Source organism: Solilutibacter tolerans (assembly GCF_900155935.1).
GTDB lineage: Bacteria > Pseudomonadota > Gammaproteobacteria > Xanthomonadales > Xanthomonadaceae > Solilutibacter > Solilutibacter tolerans.
On the sequence record NZ_FTLW01000002.1, the window covers coordinates 167,589 to 179,124 of the forward strand.

The 11,536-nt window shown below is 63.0% G+C and carries 12 protein-coding genes; 8 read left to right on the top strand and 4 right to left on the bottom strand.

What is annotated here, in order from left to right; translation table 11 throughout:
• The first annotated feature begins 79 nt into the window (after positions 1-79).
• Entirely contained in the window at positions 80-1,768 is a 1,689-nt protein-coding gene (argS, locus tag BW989_RS03945; RefSeq protein WP_076585601.1) for an arginine--tRNA ligase, read from the top strand.
• Between the two features lie 14 nt (positions 1,769-1,782).
• Positions 1,783-2,634 (top strand): SPOR domain-containing protein, encoded by an 852-nt coding sequence (locus BW989_RS03950; protein WP_076585603.1) that lies wholly within the window; start codon positions 1,783-1,785, stop codon positions 2,632-2,634.
• Between the two features lie 9 nt (positions 2,635-2,643).
• On the opposite strand, the gene BW989_RS03955 is transcribed toward BW989_RS03950, so the two are convergent.
• Positions 2,644-3,552, bottom strand: coding sequence for an alpha/beta hydrolase (locus BW989_RS03955; RefSeq protein WP_083688204.1), 909 nt, complete (start codon positions 3,550-3,552; stop codon positions 2,644-2,646).
• A gap of 14 nt (positions 3,553-3,566) precedes the next feature.
• On the opposite strand from BW989_RS03955, the gene BW989_RS03960 reads away from it, so the two are divergent.
• Together BW989_RS03960 and BW989_RS03965 are read left to right on the top strand one after the other, a co-directional pair.
• Positions 3,567-4,043: a hypothetical protein gene (locus tag BW989_RS03960; RefSeq protein WP_076585605.1), complete on the top strand. Its 477-nt coding sequence runs from the start codon at positions 3,567-3,569 to the stop codon at positions 4,041-4,043.
• A 51-nt stretch (positions 4,044-4,094) separates the two neighbouring features.
• Positions 4,095-4,847 carry an SDR family NAD(P)-dependent oxidoreductase gene (locus BW989_RS03965; RefSeq protein WP_076585608.1) on the top strand — a complete coding sequence of 251 codons (753 nt, stop codon included), beginning with the start codon at positions 4,095-4,097 and terminating at the stop codon, positions 4,845-4,847.
• 9 nt (positions 4,848-4,856) lie between these two features.
• Here the strand turns inward: BW989_RS03965 and speA are convergent, their stop codons facing one another.
• The gene (gene speA / locus BW989_RS03970) at positions 4,857-6,743 is read right to left on the bottom strand and encodes an arginine decarboxylase (protein ID WP_076586418.1); all 1,887 of its coding nucleotides are present in this window, start codon (positions 6,741-6,743) and stop codon (positions 4,857-4,859) included.
• Positions 6,744-6,854: 111 nt separating this feature from the next.
• On the opposite strand from speA, the gene speE reads away from it, so the two are divergent.
• Entirely contained in the window at positions 6,855-7,709 is an 855-nt protein-coding gene (speE, locus tag BW989_RS03975; RefSeq protein WP_076585610.1) for a polyamine aminopropyltransferase, read from the top strand.
• A gap of 27 nt (positions 7,710-7,736) precedes the next feature.
• Here speE and BW989_RS03980 read toward each other — a convergent pair whose 3' ends face one another.
• Positions 7,737-8,609: an NmrA family NAD(P)-binding protein gene (locus BW989_RS03980; RefSeq protein ID WP_076585612.1), complete on the bottom strand. Its 873-nt coding sequence runs from the start codon at positions 8,607-8,609 to the stop codon at positions 7,737-7,739.
• Positions 8,610-8,688: 79 nt separating this feature from the next.
• Here BW989_RS03980 and BW989_RS03985 point away from each other — a divergent pair, with 79 nt between their 5' ends.
• Complete coding sequence (locus BW989_RS03985; RefSeq protein ID WP_083688206.1) at positions 8,689-9,066, top strand: winged helix-turn-helix transcriptional regulator; 378 nt, start codon at positions 8,689-8,691, stop codon at positions 9,064-9,066.
• A gap of 9 nt (positions 9,067-9,075) precedes the next feature.
• On the opposite strand, the gene BW989_RS03990 is transcribed toward BW989_RS03985, so the two are convergent.
• On the bottom strand, positions 9,076-9,414 hold the full coding sequence (locus BW989_RS03990) for a P-II family nitrogen regulator (RefSeq protein WP_076585614.1): 339 nt from the start codon (positions 9,412-9,414) through the stop codon (positions 9,076-9,078).
• 178 nt (positions 9,415-9,592) lie between these two features.
• Here BW989_RS03990 and ubiK point away from each other — a divergent pair, with 178 nt between their 5' ends.
• Positions 9,593-9,862 (top strand): ubiquinone biosynthesis accessory factor UbiK, encoded by a 270-nt coding sequence (gene ubiK, locus BW989_RS03995; protein ID WP_076585616.1) that lies wholly within the window; start codon positions 9,593-9,595, stop codon positions 9,860-9,862.
• 51 nt (positions 9,863-9,913) lie between these two features.
• On the top strand, positions 9,914-11,437 hold the full coding sequence (locus tag BW989_RS04000) for a YifB family Mg chelatase-like AAA ATPase (RefSeq protein WP_076585618.1): 1,524 nt from the start codon (positions 9,914-9,916) through the stop codon (positions 11,435-11,437).
• Positions 11,438-11,536 lie beyond the last annotated feature (99 nt).

Below are 11,536 nucleotides of genomic sequence, written 5' to 3' on the forward strand. Positions count from 1 at the left end.
GTCCGCTGCCCTGCGGTTTACCAGCTGGCCTGCCCGCCTGCCGTAAACTAGGCGGCCAAACCTTCGCGCTGCAGTTTTAGTGAAAGCCCAACTCAAGTCCCTGGTCGAACAGGGCATCGCCAACCTCCGTGCCACTGGCACCCTGCCCGCCGACGCCGCCACGCCCGATTTCGTGATCGAGCGCCCGCGCGACGCGAGCCATGGCGATTTCTCCACCAATGCCGCGATGACGCTGGCCAAGGCTGCACGCAGCAACCCGCGTCAGTTGGCGCAGGCGCTGGTCGATGCCTTGCCGGCGGATGCCGCGATCGCCAAGGTCGATATCGCCGGGCCGGGCTTCATCAACTTCCATCTCGCGCCAGCCGCTTGGCATGGCGTGGTGCGCGCAGTCCATGCGCACGGCGACGGCTTTGGCCGCAACGACAGCGGGACGGGCCAAACCGTTGGCGTCGAGTACGTCTCCGCCAACCCGACCGGTCCGCTACATGTCGGCCACGGTCGCGCCGCCGCGATCGGCGATTCCATCGCACGCGTCCTGGCCGCGAACGGTTGGAACGTGGTGCGCGAGTTCTACTACAACGATGCCGGCGTGCAGATCGAGAACCTTGCGAAATCGGTCAAGGCGCGCATCGACGGCCACGCCCCCGGCGATGCCGATTGGCCAGCCGAGGCCTACAACGGCGACTACATCGCGGATGTCGCGGCGGCCTACCTGCGTGGCGACAGCGTGGAGGTCGAAGGCGAGACGATCACCGGCGCGAAGGATGCGAACGACATCGACGCGATTCGCCGATTCGCCGTCGCGTGGCTGCGCCGCGAGCAGAACGCGGATCTGGAAGCCTACGCGGTCGGCTTCGACAACTACTTCCTCGAATCCTCGCTCTATGTCGATGGCAAGGTCGAGGACACCGTCGCCGAGCTCATCAAGCACGGCCACACCTACGAGGAAGGCGGCGCGCTGTGGCTGCGCACGACGGATTTCGGTGACGACAAGGACCGCGTGATGCGCAAGTCCGATGGCACCTACACCTACTTCGTGCCGGACATCGCCTATCACCGCAACAAATGGCAGCGCGGCTGGCAGCGCGCCATCACCGAGCTCGGCGCCGATCACCACGGCTCGCTCGCCCGCGTGAAGGCCGGACTGCAGGCGCTGGATGCCGGCATCCCGCAGGGCTACCCGGATTACGTGCTGCACCAGATGGTCACAGTGATGCGCGGCGGGGAGGAAGTGAAGCTCTCCAAGCGCGCCGGCAGCTACGTGACCTTGCGTGATTTGATCGACGAGACCGGCAAGGATGCGGTGCGTTGGTTCCTGATCGCGCGCAAGCCCGATTCGCAACTGACCTTCGACATCGACCTCGCCCGCTCGCAGTCCAACGACAACCCGGTGTACTACGTGCAATACGCGCATGCCCGCGTGCACAGCCTGCTGCGCCAAGCCGCCGAAAAGGGCTACACCGTCGATGTCGCCAATGGCCTCAGGCACCTGGATCAGCTCACCGACGACGCCAGCCAGGCGCTGATGATCGAGCTCTCGCGCTACCCGGAAGTGGTCGAGGCCGCCTCGCTCACGTTGGAGCCACATTCCATCGCGCAATATCTGCGTGAGCTCGCTACCGCCTTCCACACCGCGTATCACGCCCAGCCCGTGCTGGTGGAAGATCGCGACGAGCGCGATGCCCGCCTGGCGCTGTGTACCGCCACCGCGCAAGTGCTCAAGAATGGTCTGGATTTGTTGGGCGTGTCAGCGCCCGTGAAAATGTAAGCAGGAGTTTCAAGATGGCCGCACGTCGCGGAAGATCGCAGGCCCGCCGCAGTGGCGGTGGCAGCAACGGATTGCCCGGCTGGGCATGGCTCGTCATCGGCGTGCTGCTGGCCATGGTGGTGATATTGATCGCGCCGAAATTCATGTCGAAGGAAGGCGAAGGCGGCTTCTTCCGCATGGGTGCTCCGCATGCCGATCCGGATGCGCAGCCGCAGGGCAACGAGCAGACGGACGAGGCGTTCGAGCCGGTCGCAGCCGAATCGGCGTCCGAGACCGCATCGACCAAACCTGCTGAAACGAACAAGGAAGGCGATTTCGACTTCTACGAACTGCTGCCGGGCGAAGAGGTCGCGATGACCGACGCACAGATCGCCGCCATCGCACGCGAGGAAGCCCGTCGCAAGACCGCCGAGGCCGCAGCCAACATGGACGCCGCGACCCAGGCCGCCGATGCGCAGGCACGCGCTGCCGCGGCGGCAGCGGGCTTGCCTCAGCCTCTGCCCGAATCGGCGCCGACCACTTCGCCCAGCCCACGCCCCACCCAGGTGGCGAGTGCAGCCACTACTAAACCCGAGGCCGCCCCGCAGCCCAGCGCCACGCCGGCGCCAGCGGCAAGCAAGCCGGCCACCGCATCCACACCCTACATCCTGCAGGCCGGCGCCTTCCAGGCCAGTGGCGATGCAGAAGCAGTCAAGGCCCGTGTTGCACTGCTGGGTCTGAACGCGCGCGTGGAATCCGCCACGATCAACGGCAAGACCATGTACCGCGTGCGCATGGGGCCTTACGCGAGCGCTTCTGATCTGGCGGAAGCGAAATCCAAGCTGTCCAGCGGCGGCCTGCCGGCCGTGGCGATCAAGGCCAAGTAAACGGCAACGTCAGGCGGGAAAGCGCTGGTCCAGCCAGCGCTTAAGCGTATCGAACACCGGCGCACGATCAAGCTCGTTGAACAGCTCATGGAAGTGACGTGGGAACTCCTGCGCCACCACCATCTCTTTGGGCGCGATGCGCGCAAAGCGGCGACTGCCTTGCGCATCAACCAAGCGATCACTACCCGCGAACATCAGCAAGGTCTGCACCTGCCATGCGGGCGCCGCATCTAATACCGGCGCACCGGATGCATCGACAAACTGCGCCAGGCGCCCGCTGACACGGTCATGGACCAACGGATCGGCGCGATAGGCAGCGACCTCATTCGGATCATGCGATATCGCATCTGACGGCAAGCCATTGGCGATGGTGAAGCCGGGTGCGATCTTCGCAAGCGCACTCGCCATCATTCGCTGCCATGCCTTCATGCCCGAAGCGATCGCAGGCGATGACAGTACCAAACCATCCGCCGGTCGGATTCGCTCGGCCACGAAGCGCGCGGCCAGTGCGCCACCCATGCTGTGGCCAAGCAGGATCAGTGGCTGACCTTCCAGCATCGAAGCATGCACGTGGTCCACGACTTCAGCCAGATCATCCAGCAGGCGCGTCGGTGTCGTCAGCGTGCCGCGCTTGCCCGGTGATTCGCCATGGCCGAAATGATCGAAGGCGACGACATCAAACCCCCATCGATTTAGCTGATCCGCGACGTGCGCGTATCGCTCCCCATGCTCGCCAATACCGTGAACGATGAGCACACAGCCGCGTGCGGGCACGTCAGCATTCCGCTGCCAGGTGCGCGTGCGCAGCGCGACGCCATCGGACATCGACATCCATCCCAATTCAGCCAAGTGACTCATCGCACTCCTTGTTTGCGGCTTCGCAGTGCGTGCGACGCCGATGCGGCACACTGCCTTCATCAGGAGAATGCACCATGGCCCTCGAATCCGCACTGATCAAACCCGTAGTCGACGCGATCATGGCGCTGCTGCGCCGTGGTGAAAACATGCAGCTCAACCGCAACGCCGAGAAAGCCGTGCGTGAGGCGATCCGTGAACTCTTGCTCGCCAGCCCCGATGAAAACAAGGCGGCAGCGCGCATCGCCATCGCCAAGGCCGCGGGCTTGTTGTCGGAGGACGTTGTCCTGGCCGAGGAGATGCTACAGAAGCACCGCGCCACCAAGGCGAAGACGCGCGGCAAGACAGGCAGCAGCCGCAAACGCGTGGCCGCGAAATCCACCGCTGCCCCGGCGAGCAAGACAACGCTGAAACCCAAGCCCGTCACGGCTGGCAAGCGCGCACCCAAGACCAGCAAGGCTACGAGGGCCGCGCCGAAGAAAACTGCTTCATCCACGCGAAAAAAGACCACTACCAAGACCGCGGGCCGTCGCCGCAGCGACGATACAGACTGAGCAACCAGCCCGGCCACTTACAATGCGGTTACCTCATCAACAGCGCTTGCCATGACTGCCAAAACCGCTTTCGTTACCGGCGCCACGTCCGGCTTTGGTCGCGCTATCGCGGAGCACTTGCTGCGCGATGGCTGGCACGTCGTCGTCACCGGCCGTCGGACTGAACGCCTGCAATCATTGCGTGATGTGTTTGGTGATGCTGTCCACATCGCCAGCTTTGATATGCGTGACGCAGATGCGATCAACGCAGCCATCGCAGCTTTGCCGGAAGGCTTTGCACACATCGACCTGTTAGTGAACAATGCCGGCCTTGCCCTTGGCACCTCGCCCGCGCAGCGCGCGGATCTCGTGCAATGGCGGCAGATGATCGACACCAACATCACCGGCCTCGTCACCTTGACGCATGCGCTGCTGCCGCGACTGATTGAGGCACGCGGCATGATCATCAACATCAGCTCGATCGCGGCGACCTATCCTTATGGCGGCGGCAATGTCTACGGCGGCACCAAGGCCTTCGTCACCCAGTTTTCGCTGGGGCTGCGCAGTGACCTGCACGGCACGGGCGTGCGCGTCACCAGCATTGAGCCCGGCATGGCCGAAACCGAATTCACCCTGGTGCGCACCAGCGGCGATCAAACCGCGAGCGATACGCTGTATGCAGGCGTCACGCCGATCACTGCGGATGACATCGCCGAGCAAGTGATGTGGTTGGTGAAACTACCCGCACACCTCAACATCAATCGCATCGAAACGATGCCGGTGAATCAATCGTTTGCCGGCTTCCAGATCCATCGCGAAAGTTGAGCGCATCGCTTAATCGATCGGCGTGTCATCCAGATACGTGTAACCGGTCAGGCCAGCTTCCAGCGCTTCGTTGAAGCGCGCTGCCTCGGACTTGGTGAGATCCGCTGCGCCCACGCGTGCGCGATACGCGCGGCGCAAATCGTCCAGCTTGTAGCCTACGTAGTCCAGCATCACGTCGGTCGTGTCGCCACGGCGCTGCTGCACCACGCGGCAATCATCACCATCCACCTTTACCTCGATGGCGTCGGTATCGCCAAACAGGTTGTGGATGTCGCCAAGGATTTCTTGATACGCACCGACCAGGAAGAAGCCCAGGCGATAACTCTCGCCCTTGTTCAACTCGTGCAGCGGCAATGACGTATCAAGATCTTCGTTCTCCACGTACACATCGATCTTGCCATCCGAATCACAAGTGAGATCGGCGATGATGCCGCGGCGCGTCGGCGCTTCGTTCAAGCGCTCGATCGGCACGATCGGGAACACCTGATCGATCGCCCACACATCCGGCATCGACTCGAACACGCTGAAATTGACGAAATATTTGTCGACCAGGCGCTCGTTGAGCTCATCCAGCAAATCGCGATGGCTCTTTTCGTCATACGTCAACCGCGTTTTCACCGCATGGGCGAGCGCGTAGAACAGATCGTCGATGCGCGCGCGCTGCACAAGGTCGATTTGTCCAAGCGCGTACAGCGCCAGACCTTCGGCATGCGCCTGCACGGCCTCGTGGAAAACCTCGACCGCCGGGCGCTCGTTCATTTCATCGTGCAATTCACGCAACTGGCGCACGGGATGTGATTCGTCATCGTTTTGCGGCGGGACGCGGCCATCCGGCGCCTGCTCGACTTCGCTGACGTTCGCCACCAACACCGCGTGATGCGCGGTCATCGCACGACCACATTCGGTGACGATGCGCGGCTGCGGCAGCTCGTTGTCCGCGCAGGCTTCGGCCAGCGGTTGCACGATGCTGGAGGCGTAATGCGCGATGTTGTAATTGACGGAGTTGTACGAACGCGAGCGCGTGCCTTCGTAATCGATACCGAGGCCGCCACCGACATCGACATGGGTGATGTTTGCGCCCAGCTTGGACAATTCGACGAAGTAGCGCGTCGCTTCGCGCATGCCGTTGGAGATGTCGCGCACGTTGCTGATCTGGCTGCCCATGTGGAAATGCAGCAGCTTCAGGCAGTGGCCCATGCCGGCGTCACGCAAGTGCTTCCACAAGTCCAGCACCTGACGCGGATTGAGGCCGAACTTGGCCTTGTCGCCGCCACTGTTCTGCCACTTACCCGCGCCCAGCGAGGCCAGGCGCATACGCACGCCGAGGCCCGGCTCCACATCCAGCGCAGCGGCCTCTTCCAGCACGATGCGCAGCTCGGATGGCTTCTCGATCACGATGAAGGTCTCCAGCCCCAGCTTGCGGCCGATCAGCGCCAGACGGATATATTCGCGATCCTTGTAGCCATTGCAGACGATCAGACCGCCCGCGCGCGAGAGCGCGAGCACTGCCATCAACTCCGGCTTGCTGCCGGCCTCCAAACCAAAGCCTTCGCCATGATGCGAGGCCAACGTGCCGGCGACGCCCGCGTGCTGATTCACCTTGATCGGATACACCGCGGTGTATCCGCCGGTGTATTCCCAATCTTTCTGGGCCTGGGCGAACGCCGCCTGCAACTTGCCCAGACGGTCGCCCAGGATGTCCGGAAAACGCACCAGCATCGGCAAATGCGCGCCAGAGGACAGGGCGCGATCCACCGCCTCGGCCAGCGCGATCTGCGGGCCGGCCTTGCTCTTCGGGCGCACCACGATGCGGCCATCGTCGCCGACATCAAAATAGCCATCCGCCCAGTGCGGGATGGAATAGGTCTTGCGGGCGAGGTCGGTGGTCCAGGTCATGGCGCTGCCGGGGGAAGGGATCAGGGCGGCCATTCTACGGCGCATGGCCCTAACGACGGGTTACGGCTGCCATCGTTACAATCCGCGCCTCTTGAACCGATTGGAACCCCCATGGCCCAGCAGGATTGGCTGTACGAGAATTTCGAGCCCGCCGGCTCGTCGATTGGCTATCGCATCACCCAGAAGCTGGACGAGGTGCAATCGCCATTCCAGAAGATCGAGATCTATGAATCGACCGACTGGGGCAACTTGATGTTGATCGATGGCGCGATGATGCTGACCACGCGCGACAACTTCCTCTATCACGAGATGATCGCCCACCCGGTGCTGTTCACGCACCCGGACCCCAAGCGCGTCGTGATCATCGGCGGCGGCGACTGCGGCACGCTGCGCGAAGTGCTGAAACACCCGGGCGTCGAGCAGGCCACCCAATGCGATATCGACGAGCAAGTCACCCGCATGGCGGAGAAATATTTCCCCGAGCTGTGCGAATCCAATGGCGACGCGCGCGCGGACATCATGTTCGATGATGGCCTGGCCTACATGAAAAACTGCGAAGCCGGCAGCGTCGACATCGTCATCGTCGATTCGACCGACCCGGTCGGCCCGGCCGAGGGCCTGTTCAACGAAAAGTTCTTCGCCGATTGCGCGCGCGCCCTCAAACCCGGCGGCATCCTGGTGCAGCAGTCGGAGTCGCCGCTGGTGCTGCTGGACCTCATCAACGAGATGCGCGATGAAATGCGCAAGGCGGGCTTCCAGTCGTTCCAGACCCTGCCGTTCCCGCAGCCCTGCTACCCGACCGGCTGGTGGAGCGTGACCATGGCGAAGAAGGAAGCGGACGCCGATTTCACCTTCCGCGAAGCCGATGCACGCGGCAAGGGCTTCGAGACGCTGTACTACAGCGCCGACATCCACGCCGGTGCACGCCACCTGCCGCCGTTCGTGGCGAAGGCGCTGAAAGGCTGATGCCCTCTCCTCACGCCGGGCGATCATTCAGCCCGGCGTGTTTGGCATCAGCACACATAAAACTTCTTCGAGCGACGTGCCTCCTTGCCGCGTGTCCGGCATGATCTCGAACGGCACGCGGCCCGCATCCAATGCGTCATGCATCTCGGCTAGCGCAGCTGCATAGCTTGGACTAAGACCCGCACCCTCAAATGCACCGGGCCGTTCCGCAGCGGGAACCGGGACAACTTCAATGGCGCGCCCGCTGAGTGATGCCATGAGGGCCGCGGCATCGTTTTCCGAATACATTCGCGAACCCGTCACATTGACGATGCCGGGCGAATCCTCATCATGCAAACACTGTGCAATGACTGCACCGACATCGCGCGCACTCACCGCGCTGTTTTGTTCATCCGGCGGATCGCGCATCGCCCACCACTGACCGCTTTTCATCGCCGCTGCTGCAAACGGCAGCCAACTCTCCATGAAGAAGGTCGAACGCACAAAGGTCAATGGCGCATCGGTTGCACGCAACGCCTCTTCAAAATCATGCAGCGCGGTGATGATGCCCGTGCCTTGCGACAAATGCGCACCCTGCGATGACAGCGCGACGATGCGTGGCCTGCCTGCTTTTTTCACGGCCAAAGCAATCGTGTCGGAGATCTTCGCGGCCTTTTGATACACATCCACGGCATCGGGCGGCACCGGGTTCATCACGAAGACAGCTGCGGCGTCATGCAGTGCGGATGCCAGGCCATCGACATCATTTGATGCATCGACTTCACGCCACTCCACCCCATCGCACAAATCATCAGGGCTGTGTCGCGAGACAATGCGGAGTTGTGCATCGGGTTCAATCGCTTGCAAGGTCTTGAAGACATGACTGCCTACTTGACCTGTGGCACCTAGAATCACGGACATGATGTCCTCCTCGGGTTAACGTGCATCGACCATAGGCCTTGCACGCAAGCGCCGAAAGAACGCACAGGAGTGATACCGCATGGCTTTCAAACGCGCCCCCGATGCGATCGCCTTGACCGAGGCGCTGGAAATTCCGGTGGATTGGCGCCCGGGAGACTGCCCGGTATCACGCACGGTCGCGGTGATCGGCGGCAAGTGGAAGCCATCGATTCTCTATCTACTGCATCGCGGGCCGACGCGCTTCAATGCATTGCAGCGTGCGCTCTCGGGCATCACTCAACGCATGCTGACCTTGCAGCTGCGCAATCTGGAGCAGGACGGCATCGTGGTGCGCACCATCACGCCTTCGGTGCCCCCGCAAGTGGAATACGCACTCACGCCACGCGGCGAATCACTTGGCCCGGTGTTTGATGCGCTGATTGATTGGGACAAATCGCGGCTGGATGACCGCGACTAAGCGCGACGACTACAACGCGTCGGCATCCAGCTCGCCCGTGCGGATGCGCACCGCGCGCTCCAGATCCCAGACGAAGATCTTGCCGTCGCCGATCTTGCCGGTCCCCGCCGATTGCAAGATCGCCTCGACCACCGCATCCACTTGCTCACCGGTCGCCGCGACTTCCAGCTTCAACTTGGGCAGGAAGTCCACCACGTATTCCGCGCCGCGATAAAGCTCGGTATGCCCTTTCTGTCTGCCGAAGCCCTTCACCTCGGTCACGGTGATACCGGTGACCCCGACATCCGCCAATGCTTCGCGCACATCGTCCAACTTGAAGGGCTTGATGATCGCCATCACCATTTTCATCTGCGTGACCTCGGGTTTCGATGTGGCCACTTTAAGCCATCGCATGGTCAGCCATCATCGCTTGGCGACAGCCACGCTGCTAGGATTTCCCTGACCCCACATCGCGGGCCCGCCCGATGTCGCCGCTACCCGGCATGCGGCATGGTGCAGGCAAGCCATCGCGCAGGAGCGCAATCCGATGATCGATCTCACTCAACTGGATGACCTCGCCCGCCGTCTCGGCGGCCTCTTGCCGCCTTCGCTCCGCGAAGGTCGCGAAGAACTGCAGGAAAACTTCAAATCCGTGCTGCAGGCCGGCTTGGCGCGGCTGGATTTGGTGACGCGCGAAGAATTCGAAGTACAGCGCGCGGTGTTGCTCAAGACGCGCGAAAAGCTCGAAGCATTGGAGCGCTCGGTGGCTGAGCTTGAAGCCTCGGCGAGCTCATCCAGCGACGCGGCGCGCCACTAAGCCGCAACACTTCTGGGCGATGTGCCTTCGGCATGTCGCGAGGAACACGACATGGGATTGGCACGGGTAATCAGCCGGGCGCGGGTAGGTGTGCGTGCGCCGCAGGTGACGGTGGAGGTGCATGTCGGCGGAGGCTTGCCGAGCCTGTCAATTGTCGGGCTACCTGAAGCCGCCGTGCGCGAAGCCAAAGATCGCGTCCGTGCGGCGATTGTCTGCGCGCAACTGGAATTCCCTGCTGGTCGCATCACCATCAACCTCGCGCCAGCGGACCTGCGTAAGGATGGCGGCGGCTTCGACTTGCCAATAGCGCTCGGCATCCTTGCGGCCAGTGATCAGCTGCCGCAACAGGTATTGGAAGGATGCGAATTCCTTGGTGAATTGGGCCTCACCGGTGAGCTTCGCGCCGTGCATGGCGTGCTGCCCGCCACCCTCGCCGCGGCCGAAGCGGGTCGCCAACTGGTGCTGCCGGCACCCAATAGTGCAGAAGCTGCATTGGTCAGCAACGCCGATGTCCGCACTGCACGCACCTTGCTGGAAGTCTGTGCGGCTCTGCGCGGGCAGAAATCACTGCCCGCTGCAGAGGCGATGGCGGCTGCAGCGGCCCCATCGCATCTCGATCTCGCCGACGTGCGCGGACAGGCGCAGGCGCGACGCGCGCTGGAGATCGCGGCCTGTGGCCAGCATCATCTACTGCTCGTCGGCAGCCCAGGTTGTGGCAAGACGCTGCTGGCCTCACGCTTGCCCGGCATCCTGCCACCGATGAGCGAAACCGAAGCATTGGAGAGCGCCGCCGTGCATTCGGTATCCGGACAGTTTTTCGATCCGGCGCAATGGCGGCAACGTGCGTTCCGCAGCCCTCATCACACAGCCAGCGCGGTTGCACTCACGGGCGGCGGCAGTTCACCGCGTCCGGGCGAAATATCGCTTTCGCATCACGGCGTCCTATTTTTGGACGAGCTCCCGGAGTGGAGCCGCAGCGCGCTCGAAGTGCTACGCCAACCGCTGGAGTCCGGCACCGTCACCGTGTCGCGCGCGGCGCGGCAGTGTGATTTTCCTGCACGCTTTCAACTGGTCGCGGCAATGAACCCTTGCCCCTGCGGCTGGGCGGGCGATGCATCGGGGCGATGTCGCTGCAGTGCGGATGTGATCGCGCGCTATCGCAGCCGCATTTCCGGGCCTTTGATCGACCGCATTGACTTGCAATTGACGCTGCAACGCTTGCCGCCAAACCTGCTCGCCGCTGATGCCTCGCCGGGCGAGAGCAGCGCCGATGTCCGCCAACGCGTGATCGCCGGGCGCGAACGGCAACTCACCCGCGCTGGCAAGCCGAATGCACTACTGGGACAAAGCGAACTAACGCGCGACTGCCGCCTGCAGGCTAGCGACCAGCACCTGCTGGAGCACGCGATCAACCGCATGCAACTCTCTGCACGTGGTGTACATCGCATCTTGCGGGTGGCGCGCAGCATCGCGGATTTGGCACACACGCCCAACATCGACACCGCACACCTTGCCGAAGCGATCGGTTATCGCACGATGGACGCACGCGGCCCGAATCCAGCCATGGCGGCTTGATCGCCACACCCAGCCCGATGCACTCCCGCCACGGGCCATCCTTACACATGCCCACCAAACTTTTCGCCTCCAGCCGCTAGACTGCCTTCATCCCCTGAA